We start from the raw sequence: 13,127 nt of genomic DNA on the forward strand, positions 1-13,127 counted from the left end.
GTGCTGTGCTGTGCTGTGCTGTGCTGTGCTGTGCTGTGCTGTGCTGTGCTGTGCTGTGCTGTGCTGTGCTGTGCTGTTTGGCATTGTGTGTCCTTTTGTTAAGTTGTCAATTATTGCGGATGTATTTAATGCGTCTCTACAATGTTTTTTGCTGTTTGGTTGAAACGGTTAAATTGGTATATTTTATGGCATTTTGCAGGCATTGTATCAGGCTTCAAGACGGACTTAAATATGAAGCTGCATTCCTCCGACAAATAGTGGCTGTGCGCTTTCTCGCCGTGTACGATTAAAATTGGCGCACGCCTTGAGAATTGATTATCTGCTTGAAAATTTGGCGACAGATAAACTCACTGGCCTTGCGGGCGGTGATTGAGGCATTGAAAATAATGCACCCAAAAACACCCGCACTTTTTGCTAAAAATAAAAAGTGCGGGTGTTTTTCGTCCTGTTTTGAAAAGTGCAAGCAGTCAAATTTTCTACCGTTTCGGCAAATATGAAAACTCAACCGCAATCATCGTATAACCATTCTCTTAGGATTACGGTTGCCAGCCGCCGCCCAGTGCTTTGTATAAATTAATCAGATTCTGCGCACTGTGCAGCCGGGATTCAATAATTTGCCCGCGATAATTCAACGCCGTAATTTGCGCGCGCAACGCCACATCCAGCGTTTTCTCCCCGTGCCGGAACAGTGCCTGCGCATCACGCGCCTGTTGTTCCGCCTGTTGATACGCCTTTTGCAGTAATTGAGTCTGGTTCGTCAAGCCGTATTGCATCTGGTATGCGCTGTCCACTTCGCCCAAGGCGTTCAGCAGCGTTTTGTCATATTGAACCAACGCGCCTTTCAGGCGGGCATCGGCGGCATCAATATTCGCCTGAATCCGTCCGTTGGTGAAAATCGGCAGCTGTACGCCAAGGCTTAGCAGACTGCCCAGCCCGGAAACGTGCGATAAATCGTTATTCAGCTCAATTCGCCCGCCCTGTCCGGCAAAGGTGATATCAAAGCGCGGATACAAATCGGCTTTGGCGCTGGCCACTTTTGCCATCGCCGCCTGAATCTGCTGCGCGTTGGCACGAATGTCCGGACGGCGTTCCAGCAAATTGCCCGGTTGTTGTCCCGACGGCGCGGCAGGCAGACGCGCCAACGGATCAGCGCTTTTTATAATGCGGAATCCCTGCGGCGTTTGCCCGATTAATATGGCGATATTGCGCTGATAGCTGTCCGACTGCGCCTGTAATGTCGCCTGTTTTGCCTGTAAAGCGGAAACCTGACTGCCGATTTCATTCACTTCATAGGCGGTGGCATCGCCGGCGGAAAAACGCCCTTTGACATAGCGCTGTAGCTGCTGCAAGGCAGAAATATTCTGTTTTAGCACCGCACTTTGTTGATCGGTGGCATAAATTTTAAAATAGTTTTCCGCGATCTGCGAGGCCACCAGTAATTGCGCAGCGTAAACCTGTTCCTGATAACTTAAGGCGATGTGCTGTGCGGCATCGGCATCGCTGCGTTTCTGCCCGAAGAAATCCGGCTCCCAAGAGGCTACAATGGCGCCGAGCGCAGAATAACTGCGGGATGAAGGCGGATTACCGCGCCCGGTATCCAAATCCGCCACGCTCCATCCGCCCGACGCCGCCGCGCCGACCGAAGGCCCGCGATCGGCATCCGCCGCACGGCTGTTGGCCTGCGCCTCGCGCAAACGGGACTGCGCCAGCGCCACATCAAGATTATTCGCCAATCCCTGTTCAATTAAACGGGTCAGCTGGGGATCCTGCCAGTTGCGCCACCATTGCACAACCTCGCGGGAGCCTGCTGCCGCCTGACTGTGCTCAAATTGCCCCGGCAGCTGCACCGCCGATTGCGCGCTCATGTCGGTATTCTGACAGGCCGTCAGTACGGTAACAAGTAAACCAATGGTTGTCATGCTCAATGTTTTCATATTCAAATCCTGCTTAACCCTGTCTTGACAGCATTGATTTAAACTGCATCAACGCTAAAGTTAAAAAAACGATACCTAGGCCGATCATCTTGACCAGCTTGTCCCATACCAGCTCGAACCCTGCGCCGCGGAATAAAACATCCTGCGCATAAGCACCCAGTATGGTGGTCGGCGAGAACTGGGTAATTTGCTGCGCCAGTTCCGGCATATTTTCCAGCGGCGAGTTGGTCCCCGAAAGCAGATACATCACCACATATACCGGAATGCACAACAGCCCGAACTGCGGCATGGTCGGCGCAATAATCGCCAGCAAAATCCCCAACGCCGAAATGGAAAATAAAAACGTGATCACGCCTAAGGCAAATAACGGAACGGCGCTTAATGCGATAGGCACTTCCAGCACGCCTCTGACAATCAGGGTCAGCGAAAGCATTGCGACGCACAGAAGCACCACACCGTTAGCCAGAATCTTGGAAACCGCAATTTCACTGGAACCGACCGGCATCACCAATAAGTGTTCGATAGTGCCCCGTTCGCGTTCGCGGATCACCGCCGCGCCGACCAGCAGCAATACCAATAAATTCAGGTTTCCCACAATCTGCATCGTTCCCATCAGCCATTTACTGGAATAGTTCGGGTTATACAATACGTTAATCGCAGCATTAATCGGTGAGGCCTGAACCTGCGCGGTTTTCAAAAACTGCTGAATTTCCGCGCTCAACGTCTGATTAATATAGGAACTGCCGATGCTGGCCTGCGTCATCGCCGTGGCATCCACCAGCAGCTGAATTTTCGGCGCCTGCCCTTTCAGCATATCGCGCTGGTAATTGGGCGGAATATCCAGCACGAAGGTATATTTTCCGGTATCCATCGCCCGATCGACATCCGCATAACCGATTTCCTCCACCTGTTTGAAATTCGGCGGGATCAGGCTGTCGCGCAGACGGTAGGACAATTGCGAATGATCATTATCCACCACGGCAACCACCGCATTTTTCACTTCCGTGGTCGGCATATTGGCAATGGTAATCAGCGCGATGGAAAACATATACACAATCAATACCATTAATATAGGATCGGTAAATAAGCTGCGGAATTCTTTGGCGGACAAATAAGCCACATTTTTTAACCAACGCATGTTATTTCTCCTGTTTTTTCAGAAAACGCGCCGCCAGCATCAAATAAACCGAATAAATGATCAGCAGCGCCGCATAATTCGGCAGGAAATCCGCAAAACCCAGCCCTTTGGTAAAACCGCCGAGGCTGATAATCTGGAACCAGGCGCCCGGAAAAATATGCGCGATAAAATACACATTCGGCGAGAGAGTGGCGGTCGGATACATCATACCGGAGAAATTCATGGTCGGTACCATAATCAGAATCGCCGTCGCAAACAGCGCCGCTACCTGCGAAGAAACAAAGCTGGATACCAGCAGCCCGAAACCGGTCGAAGCGCAAATAACAAACACCGCCCCTAAAAACATCGCCCATGCGGAGCCTTTTATCGGCACATCAAACAAGACGATCGCAATCCACACCAGTAACAAATAGCTGAAAAAAGACAGCATAATATAAGGCAGCTGTTTGCCCAGCAAGAACTGTAGCGGCGTTGCCGGCGAACCGTACAGATTCATAATCGAACCGATTTCTTTTTCCCGCACCACACCCAATGCGGTCATCATGGAAGGTACCATCATCATCGCCAGCATAATAATTCCCGGTGTCATGGCGAAGACGCTTCTGAAATCCTGATTATAGACAAAACGGGTTTCCAGAATAGTATTCCCCGCCACGCTGATACCCTGCGCACGCAGATAATCCCGCGCGTATTGCGCAATCACGCCGGTGGTGGAACCTTTCAGATTTTCCGCCATGGACGGGAATGCGCCGTCAATGAAAAATCCCACTTCCGGTTTCTGCCCGTTTAATACCTCACGGCCGAAACCGGCGGGAATTTCGATCACCATTTTTACCTGTGCACTTTGCAATACTTCATTGATTTCGTTCACATTATAAATAGACGGCTGACGGATAAAGTAATGGGATCCGCTGAAATATTCCACCAGCTTTCGGCTTTCCGAGCTGTTATCGTGATCCAACACGGTAAATTTAAGCGGGTTAATATCAAAGGAAATGCTCGACGCCATGGCGATCAGCATAACCGCAGGCCCGCCCAGCGCAAAGAACAGGCGGATTTTATCGCGCAGCAATTCTTTGCTTTCACGCACCGCAAAGGTCCAGACCATTGCAAACCACGCCATAAAACCGCTTGAATACGCAGTCCGCGCTTGAATCTGTGCAGCTTTCGGCGCGTTATCCGGCGACGGTGCGCTCACCTCATCTTCCTGTTCTTCCAGATAAATGATAAACGCCTGCTCCAGGGTCTCCGCCTTTTTACCCTTGCGCAGTTCTTCCGGCGTGCCGACGCCGAGCACTTTACCGCGGTGCATAAAGGAAATACGATCGCAACGCTGCGCCTCATTCATAAAGTGCGTGGTAACAAAAATGGTGATCTTATCTTCACGCGACAGTTTAATCAGATATTCCCAGAACATATCACGCGCGGCCGGATCCACCCCGGAGGTCGGTTCGTCCAGAATCAACACCTCCGGTTTATGCAAACAGGCGGCGGCAAGCTGTAAACGCTGGCGGATCCCCAAGGGCAGCGCCTCCGGTTTTTGATCGGCGAATTCGGTTAAATGAAACTGTTCCATCGCCGCATTCACATAGTCGTCCCATTGGCTTTTGTTAATTTGGTAAAGTTTGGCATGCAACTCCAGATTCTGACGCACGCTTAACTCTTCATACAGCGAAAACGCCTGCGACATATACCCTACGCGTTTGCGTGTGTTGATATCGCCGGCATCCACCGGTTTACCCAATAATTTCGCCGAGCCTTCGGTCGCATCCAGCAAGCCGGTCAGCATCTTCATGGTAGTGGATTTACCGCAGCCGTTAGAACCCAGAAAACCGAAAATTTCCCCTTTCGGAATGGTAAAACTGACATGATCCACAGAAACGAAATCGCCGAATTTTTTGGTCAGCCCTTCCGCTTCAATGGCCGGCGGTTCATCGGCCGCCGGTTTAAACGGCGGAATGGTCAGACCGTTTTCCGCACCGCGCTTTTCCGGCGGCAGCAGTTTAATATAAGCCTGTTCCAGCGTGTCGCTTTGCGTTTCCGACATCATCTGTCGGGTCGGCGCATTGGCGATTAATTTGCCGTCATCCATCGCCAGCAGGTGTTCAAATTTTTCCGCTTCCTCAATATAGGCGGTCGCGACAATTACCGTCATGTGCGGTGATTCCTGCCGCAGATCCGCCACCAATTCCCAGAACTGACGGCGGGAAAGCGGATCCACCCCGGTTGTCGGCTCATCCAGAATCAGCAGATCCGGATTATGCACCAACGCACAGCACAGGCTTAATTTCTGCTTCATACCGCCCGATAACTTACCCGCCGCCCGTTCGGCAAAGGGCAGCAATCCGGTCGCATTGAGCAAACGCTGAATGCGCGCGCGACGATAATCTTTGGCTAAACCGAACAGGCTGGCATGGAACTCAATATTTTCATAAATCGACAATGTGGGATACAGATTCTTCCCTAATCCCTGCGGCATAAACGCCACCTGATAAGACAGGCTGTCCCGCTGCGCTTTATCGCTGACATCCTTATCAAATACCGTTATCTTGCCGTGCTGTAATATTTTTACCCCCGCAATCAGGGAAAGCAGCGTCGATTTTCCCACTCCGTCCGGGCCGATTAATCCGACGCTGACCCCTTTGGGGATCTGCAAAGACACCCGCTCCAAGGCCTGCGTCTTGCCGTAACGGTGGCTGAGATCCGCAACGGAAACCGCAATATCATTTACTTCCGCCATAACGCCTTATCCTATTGCTGTGCCTGAGGTAATTTCACCTGTAAATGCGCCGGCCATTGCGCCTGCGGGTCATATTTCACATAACCTAATGCCGTCATACCGCCTTTTAACAGCGCCTGCTGCTGTTTTACCACATCTTGCGGTACCTGTAGTTTGACTTTAAACATTAATTTGGCGCGCTCTTCCGTCGTTTCGACCGATTTCGGCGTAAACTGCGCTTCCGACGCCACATAGGTAATGTTGGCCGGGAATACCGCATCAATGCCGTCCACCACGATACGCGCCTCATCGTCAATTTTCAGTTGGTTGGATTGGTATGAAGGCAAAAACACATTGATATAAACATCATTTAAATCCAGCACGCTGACCACTTTGCCGCCGGCACCGAGCACATTGCCCACATCCGCGATTTTATATTCCACCCGACCGTTAATCGGGGATTTGATCACCATATCCGTATCCATATCGACGATGCGTTCAATATCCGCTTCGGCCTGATCCACGGCGGCCTGCGCTTCCGCCTTCGCCGCTTTCGCCGCCGCAACTCCGGCCGCCGCCGCCTGATAGGACGCTTCACGGCGCGCCACTTCGGTGGCGGAAACCAAATTATCCCGTTTTAATTTTCTGGCATTATCCAAATCCAGTTTCGCAACATTGGCCTGCTGCTGGTAAGAATCAATTTCCGCCTGACTGCGCGCCACCGCTTCCACCGCCCGCATTTTCTGCGCCTTGGCGGCATTGAGCTGTGCCGTTACCTGGGTTGAGGAAAGACGCGCCAACGGCTGATCTTTTTCCACCCTCTCGCCTTCCTGCACATAAATTTCCTCGACGCGTCCCGCATATAAACTGGCGACGTCAATACGATCCAGCTCCAGACGTCCGTTCACCACCGCAACGCCCGCCGGCGTGCCGGCATCAATACGGAATAATTTCCAATAGGCGATCCCCGCCAGCACCGCCACAACCAAAATAACCACCAACAGTTTTTTCATAGCTTACTCCACGCCATTTTAATTTGAACGGATTCAGTTTAGAGAATGTCCCGAAAACCTGCAATCATCAAAGAACGATAAAATGTTGCTTAAACATACAAATTGAATTATTTTGTTGCTTATTTGTCACGAAAATAATAACAAAGAGGTAACATGCTAAATAAAAAAGACCGTCGGGTAATCAAAACCTCGAAAAATATTTGTGATGCTTTCCTTGAATTGCTGAAAACCATGGATTTCGACGACATCACCGTGCAGCATATTCTGGATCAGGCCCAGATCAACCGCACCACGTTTTATAAGCATTACGCCAATAAAAACGCACTGGCCAGACACCTGATTGAAGAATTTAAGCACACGCTGTTTCTGCCGGCGCTGGAAAAACGCTTTAGCTACAGTTCGCTGGCATTCAGCCGCGAAGTCGCGCCGCTGCTGCAACAGAACCGGGAAAAAATGAAACTGTTATGGAAAATCGAGACGCCGAAAATTCACTTACGGCAGGATATGTATCTGCTGATAAAACAAAAATACATTGAAACGCTCATGCGGCAAAACAGCGATGAACTGATTAATATTGAATTTCAAGGTCATATGTACGCATCGTTTGCGCTGGCGGCGATGACCTTTGCGGTCAATAGCGAACAGCCGCTGGAACCGACGCAGATTTTAACCAATATGAAAATGTTGTTTGAAAAAGCCATTTTATAAGCATAAGCCGGCATAAAAAGTGCGGTGAAAAAAACCGAAGCATTTTCCACCGCACTTTCCGTATCACGCTCGTTATTTTAACCGGGCTTTAGCCTGCGCAATGGCTTCAGCCACCCGCAACGGCGACACCCCGCCTTTGGCACAACGCTTATCCAGACAGGATTGCAGCGACAAAATAGCATACACGTCCTCATCCACCACCGTACTGAAACGGCGGAATTCGTCCAGCGTTAAATCTTCCAGCCCTTTATGCACCTGAATGGCATACACCACGGTTTCGCCCACGATATGATGAGAATCGCGGAACGGCACGCCTTTCGCCACCAGATAATCCGCCAGCTCCGTGGCGTTAGAATAGCCTTTCAGCGCCGCTTCTTTGGTGCGTGCCACATTCACTTTAATGTCTTCCAGCACGAAAGCCGCCATATCCAGACAATCCTGCCAGGTATCCAGCGCATCGAAAATGCCCTCTTTATCTTCCTGCATATCTTTGTTATAAGCCAGCGGCAACCCTTTTAGCGTCATCAGCATCGCACTCAGCGCACCGGCAACCCGCCCCGTTTTACCGCGGATAAGCTCGCAGGCGTCCGGGTTTTTCTTTTGCGGCATCAGGGAAGAACCGGAGGTAACGCGATCGGACAGTTCGACAAAATCCGCCTCACCGCTGTTAAAAATAATCATATCTTCGGCAAAGCGGGAAAGATGCACCATGCTTAAAGCGGCGGCGGACAACAATTCAATAATATGATCGCGGTCGGATACGCTGTCCAGACTGTTACGGGTCGCCGCGGCAAACCCGAGCACGTTCGCCAGTTGCTCGCGATCTATCGCATAAGCGGTTCCCGCCAGTGCGCCGCTACCCAGCGGACAGGTATTCATGCGCTGATAGGCATCCGTTAAACGGGAATAATCACGGTCCAGCATTTCCACATAAGCCATGCACCAATGGGCAAAGGTAATCGGCTGCGCACGCTGCAAATGGGTATAACCGGGCATCACCGCCTGTTGATTGCGTTCTGCGGTTTCCACCAGTTTACGCTGCAACGCGCGCAGCGAATGCTGCAATTCCGTCACCCGCTGTTTGCACCACATTTTAATATCCAGCGCCACCTGATCATTACGGCTGCGGCCGGTATGCAGTTTTTTGCCCAGATTGCCGACTTTATCAATCAGCTTACTTTCCACCCAGCTGTGAATATCTTCCGCGTCATCCTGCAAAATCGCCTGCGGATTCGACCGCACTTCCAGCAATAACTGATGCAGCGCCTCTTCCAGCTGCCGTTGCTCTTGCGCGCTTAACACGCCGACGCCGACCAGCGCTTTCGACCAGCCGATCGACCCTTCAATATCCTGTTCGGCCAAACGATAATCAAAGCGCAGCGAATCGTTAAAATCTTTAAAGCGCTTATCCGCCGCCTGTGTAAAACGTCCACCCCAAAGTGCCATACTGTTTCCTTTATCAGTGCTTTTTTAATATTATGCGGGTCATCTGCCCGCCGCCCTTACGGATTAATCCGGGTGCCGATAATCTCGCCACCGAAAAGTGCGGTCAGTTTTTGCGCATATTTCCAGTTTGCGATATCGACCCCGCGGTTGAGAATTTTCGCCGCATCCAGCGCCGCATTAACTTTCACGATCATTCCGTCGGTGATCACGCCCGCCTCAATCAGCTGATCAATTTGTGCCGCGTTCAGTCGGGAAATTAACCGCTTATCACCATCCAGCACGCCGTCCACATCGGACAGCATCACTAAATCCGCATCAATCAACGCCGCAATCGCCGTTGCCGCCTGATCGGCATTCACATTCATCAGCAGTCCGTGCTCGTCCACCGCCACGGAGCTGATAATCGGCAAAAACGCCTCACCAAGCAGCGTATTGAGCAACGCCGGATTTTTTGCCACCACGGTCGCCACATGTCCCAGTTCGGGATCAAACTGCGCGGCGCGGGTCAGATTACCGTCCGCCAGACAGAGCCCGACCGGATTCAATTTAAATTTGGTCGCCTGCGCCACCAGCGTTTTATTCGCTATGCCGGCCAGCGCACCGACGATAATATCGATCTGATCACTTGGCGTGACGCGCAATCCGTTTTTCTTTTTTACCGGCAGATGCAAGCGTCCCATTAACTCGTCAACCACGCAGCCACCGCCGTGTACAATCAATAAAGGGCGGTCGAAATTACGCTGATAATCCGCCAGCGCGGTAAACAGATTTTCCATTGCCGCCGGCGTATCCAACAGCACCCCGCCCAGCTTAATCACTAAAGGTCTCATTGCGTTTCCTTATATTAATCCTAAGGTTTCTTCCAAACCGTAACGAATATTGGCACATTGCACCGCCTGCGCCGCCGCGCCTTTCAATAGATTGTCTTCCGCGCCAGCGATAATGATATAACCGTCTTTGCTGGCAAAGCCGATATCGCAGTAAGGGGTAAATTCCACCGCCTTAATGCTCGGCAGGCCTTCCGCATAAACGCGCACCAAGGGTTTGTGCCGGTAGGCATCGCGGTAAGCCACGCGAATATGTTCGTTATACACATCGGCGTTTAATTTGGCGGTAATCGTCGCCAGAATGCCACGTTTAAAGTTGCCCAAATGGGGGGTAAAAATCACTTCCGTACCCAAGTGTGCGGCAATTTCCGGCTGATGACGGTGATTAAACACGCCGTAAGGATTTAAGCTGACCTCGCAGAAACTGGAGGCTAACGCCGCTTTACGTCCCGCGCCGCTGACACCGCTGACGGCATTAATGACCGGCAGATAGGTTAAATCCAGCAAATTCCGTTCAATCAAAGGTTTCAGACAAAGCTGCGAAACCGTCGGATAACAGCCGGGCAGCGCCACTAAATCCGCGCGCGAAATGGCATCCGATTGCCATTCCGCCAAACCGTACACCGCATTTTCCAACAGTTCCGGATACTGATGGCTGAAACCGTAATAGTGCGGGTAAAATTCGGCGTCGTTGACCCGAAACGCTCCGGATAAATCAAACACTTTACAATTATTTTGCACGAAAACCGGCGCCAGGTCATGACTGACTTCATGCGCCGTGGCCAGAAAAACCATGTCGTTCGCCTGCGCCAGCGAGGCTAAATCCTCCGGCAACGGCCGCAGGGGCAAATCGGCAATCTGTCGTAAACGCGGATAAAGCGAAGAAATGGGCTTATTGGCGTCCTGACTGGCGCTAGACACATATAAACCGTTCAGTTCAAATTCAGGATGAGAGGCCAGAATGCGTGCAAGTTCAGCGCCGGTATAGCCGCTTGCACCGATAATAATTGCTTTCTGCATAGTAGGTTGTGCCTTATAATTAACGGATAGACCGCTCAAATATGATTAATTATGCTATTATTATGCATAATTAATCACAGATCAATGTTTATTTGTTATAGGATAACACAAATGAAAAAGTTGCCGCCATTTCTTGAGATGTATTCCCGCCTAATCGCCCTGCCGACCGTCAGCAGCGTTGATGCCGAAGCGGATTTGTCAAATAAAGCCTTAATCGATCTACTGGCCGACTGGCTGCATCATCTGGGCTTTAACACGCAGATTATTGCGGTGGAAGGCAGCCGCAATAAATTCAATCTGCTGGCCACTTACGGCGCGGGCGAAGGCGGTTTGTTGCTGGCCGGACATACGGATACCGTGCCGTTTGACGAAGGGCGCTGGACATTTGACCCGTTCAAACTGACGGAAAAAGACGGCAGATTTTACGGTTTGGGCACGGCGGATATGAAGGGCTTTTTTGCTTTCGTGCTGGACGCCGTGCGTCATCTGGATTTAAGCAAGCTGCGCAAGCCGTTGCGTATTCTGGCCACCGCCGATGAAGAAACCACCTTAATCGGCGCCAGAACCTTCAGCCGACACAGCAAAATCCGCCCCGATTGTGCCGTTATCGGCGAACCGACCTCGTTAAAACCGGTACGCGCGCACAAAGGACATATCGGCCAAGCCCTGCGCATTACGGGCAAAACCGGGCATTCCAGCGATCCGGCGCGCGGCATTAATGCGATCGAATTAATGCATCAGGCCACCGGCTATTTGATGCAGATGCGGGATGAACTGAAAGAGAAATATCATCACCCTGCCTTTGCCATTCCTTACCCGACCATGAATTTCGGCGCCATTCACGGCGGTGATGCGGTTAACCGCATCTGCGCCTGCTGCGAGCTGCATTTCGACATCCGCCCATTGCCGAATATCAGCTTAAACGATCTGGATGAAATGCTGCGCGAAAAACTCAGACCGATGTTCGAACAATGGGGCGATTTAATCAGCATCCGTTCCTTACACGAACCGACGCCGGGCTACGAATGCGAGCATTCGGCACAGGTGGTGCAGGTGGTGGAAAAGCTGCTGGGAGAAAAATGCGAGGCGGTTAATTACTGTACCGAGGCGCCGTTTATTCAGCAACTCTGCCCGACGTTGGTGCTCGGCCCCGGTTCGATCGAACAAGCGCATCAGCCGAACGAATACCTTGCGGCAGATTTTATTCGCCCGACGACGGCATTATTAAACCGGCTGATCGGCCATTTCTGCGCATAGCCGCAACCCGTAGCCAAAATTAAAAGTGCGGTGCTTTTTTCGGCGGAATTTTGAGATAAAACGCACGAAAAAAACACCGCACTTTCTTATGCCGTATTATTTCAATAAATCTTCATTTTTGGCGTGGTTCCATTTGCCGCGTTTTTTATCCATATATTGAAAATATTCGTTGGTAAACGTGCCTTGCGAACAGGTCAGTTTATCGCGCCGCGCATTCACCGTTTTGCCCGCCAGCGCCTGATTCAGGGTATCCGGCCCGGTCAGGCAGAATACGCCGCCGTCAATGCGCCGCTGTTCGATATTGTCGATAATGATATCCAGCGTATCTTTCAAAAACGGGTTGCCTTTTGCGCTGGCTAAAAAGAAATTGGTGTATTTGTTGCGGCGGGTAATCACCACTTCCGTATCGGCCGGATCAATAATCGCGGACAAGCACCAGACCAGATGCCCGTCGATATCCATATACACGCCGCCTTCGTGATACAGGGTGAAAATCCGCCAGAAATCCGCCTGCGCCGCTCCGTCGGTCAGTTTGGCATAGGCGTTAAACGTGCGGCTGTCGGCGTGAGTGCGGATATACTCGGCACGTTCCTCGGTGCTGACATAACGATAATCATAGCTGAGCGACAGCAAGCGGTTGAGCAAATAATTGCAATACACCGGCAGGGTCACTTTGTTGCTGTAATTGGTTTGCCAGATGGTTTTATTGATCTTGCCGCCCGGCGCGGCTTTTCGTTTGGCCGGGCTGAATGCGGGAATAGTAAAACGTTTTTTCGGAAACAGCAGATGGAACGGATAAGCGAGAATTTTCACTATATTGCCCGACAAACGCAGCAAGCCGTTCGTCGCCAGAATCAGTTTTTCATAGTTGACCGGTTTATTCATGAACTCACCATAAACATCACAAACAAGTGTGTGTACTTTACCAGTTTATTGATAAATAACAAGATTATTGTGAATAAAGCGGGAAGTGAAATGAACTGAAATAAAGTGGTGGGCGATACCGGTCTCGAACCAGTGACCCCCTCCTTGTAAGGGAGGTGCTCTCCCAACTGAGCTAATCGC

The 13,127-nt window shown here is 51.1% G+C and carries 10 protein-coding genes; 2 read left to right on the forward strand and 8 right to left on the reverse strand.

Going from position 1 to position 13,127, the window contains the following annotated elements; translation table 11 throughout:
- Positions 1 to 536 precede the first annotated feature (536 nt).
- The 4 genes from ACESOH_RS09380 to ACESOH_RS09395 are packed head-to-tail and all read right to left on the reverse strand — an operon-like array spanning position 537 to position 6,804.
- Positions 537 to 1,934: an efflux transporter outer membrane subunit gene (locus ACESOH_RS09380; RefSeq protein ID WP_373100915.1), complete on the reverse strand. Its 1,398-nt coding sequence runs from the start codon at positions 1,932 to 1,934 to the stop codon at positions 537 to 539.
- A 13-nt stretch (positions 1,935 to 1,947) separates the two neighbouring features.
- Positions 1,948 to 3,072: an ABC transporter permease gene (locus tag ACESOH_RS09385; RefSeq protein ID WP_032093991.1), complete on the reverse strand. Its 1,125-nt coding sequence runs from the start codon at positions 3,070 to 3,072 to the stop codon at positions 1,948 to 1,950.
- Between the two features lies 1 nt (position 3,073).
- Positions 3,074 to 5,812 (reverse strand): ribosome-associated ATPase/putative transporter RbbA, encoded by a 2,739-nt coding sequence (rbbA, locus tag ACESOH_RS09390; RefSeq protein ID WP_373100916.1) that lies wholly within the window; start codon positions 5,810 to 5,812, stop codon positions 3,074 to 3,076.
- A gap of 11 nt (positions 5,813 to 5,823) precedes the next feature.
- Positions 5,824 to 6,804 (reverse strand): HlyD family secretion protein, encoded by a 981-nt coding sequence (locus ACESOH_RS09395; protein ID WP_373100917.1) that lies wholly within the window; start codon positions 6,802 to 6,804, stop codon positions 5,824 to 5,826.
- Between the two features lie 153 nt (positions 6,805 to 6,957).
- Between ACESOH_RS09395 and ACESOH_RS09400 the strand changes: the two genes are divergently transcribed.
- Positions 6,958 to 7,512, forward strand: coding sequence for a TetR/AcrR family transcriptional regulator (locus ACESOH_RS09400; protein WP_373100918.1), 555 nt, complete (start codon positions 6,958 to 6,960; stop codon positions 7,510 to 7,512).
- Between the two features lie 72 nt (positions 7,513 to 7,584).
- On the opposite strand, the gene argH is transcribed toward ACESOH_RS09400, so the two are convergent.
- The 3 genes from argH to argC are packed head-to-tail and all read right to left on the reverse strand — an operon-like array spanning position 7,585 to position 10,805.
- Positions 7,585 to 8,958 (reverse strand): argininosuccinate lyase, encoded by a 1,374-nt coding sequence (gene argH, locus ACESOH_RS09405; RefSeq protein WP_373100919.1) that lies wholly within the window; start codon positions 8,956 to 8,958, stop codon positions 7,585 to 7,587.
- A gap of 56 nt (positions 8,959 to 9,014) precedes the next feature.
- A complete protein-coding gene (argB, locus tag ACESOH_RS09410) occupies positions 9,015 to 9,788 on the reverse strand; it encodes an acetylglutamate kinase (RefSeq protein ID WP_373100920.1) in 774 nt (257 codons plus the stop codon).
- A gap of 9 nt (positions 9,789 to 9,797) precedes the next feature.
- Complete coding sequence (gene argC, locus ACESOH_RS09415; protein WP_373100921.1) at positions 9,798 to 10,805, reverse strand: N-acetyl-gamma-glutamyl-phosphate reductase; 1,008 nt, start codon at positions 10,803 to 10,805, stop codon at positions 9,798 to 9,800.
- Positions 10,806 to 10,916: 111 nt separating this feature from the next.
- Between argC and argE the strand changes: the two genes are divergently transcribed.
- Positions 10,917 to 12,062 carry an acetylornithine deacetylase gene (gene argE / locus ACESOH_RS09420; RefSeq protein ID WP_373100922.1) on the forward strand — a complete coding sequence of 382 codons (1,146 nt, stop codon included), beginning with the start codon at positions 10,917 to 10,919 and terminating at the stop codon, positions 12,060 to 12,062.
- Between the two features lie 96 nt (positions 12,063 to 12,158).
- Here the strand turns inward: argE and ACESOH_RS09425 are convergent, their stop codons facing one another.
- Positions 12,159 to 12,947: a glycosyltransferase family 32 protein gene (locus ACESOH_RS09425; RefSeq protein WP_373100923.1), complete on the reverse strand. Its 789-nt coding sequence runs from the start codon at positions 12,945 to 12,947 to the stop codon at positions 12,159 to 12,161.
- Between the last annotated feature and the right edge of the window lie 180 nt (positions 12,948 to 13,127).

The sequence above is a fragment of the Necropsobacter rosorum genome, assembly GCF_964241405.1.
Taxonomy (GTDB): Bacteria; Pseudomonadota; Gammaproteobacteria; order Enterobacterales; family Pasteurellaceae; genus Necropsobacter; species Necropsobacter rosorum.